We start from the raw sequence: 252 nt of genomic DNA on the forward strand, positions 1-252 counted from the left end.
CCAAGGCTAAATACTACTGACTGACCGATAGTGAACCAGTACCGTGAGGGAAAGGCGAAAAGAACCCCGGAGAGGGGAGTGAAATAGATCCTGAAACCGTATGCGTACAAGCAGTGGGAGCCTACTTGTTAGGTGACTGCGTACCTTTTGTATAATGGGTCAGCGACTTATATTCAGTGGCGAGCTTAACCGAATAGGGGAGGCGTAGCGAAAGCGAGTGTTAATAGCGCGTTTAGTCGCTGGGTATAGACC

Annotated in this window: 1 rRNA gene; it reads left to right on the forward strand. The window is 49.6% G+C overall.

Features of this window, described 5'->3' with window-relative positions:
- Positions 1 to 252 (forward strand): 23S ribosomal RNA (locus C6382_RS23800); the annotation flags it as partial.

It is taken from the genome of Pseudomonas sp. BBP2017 (genome assembly GCF_003024385.1).
GTDB lineage: Bacteria > Pseudomonadota > Gammaproteobacteria > Pseudomonadales > Pseudomonadaceae > Aquipseudomonas.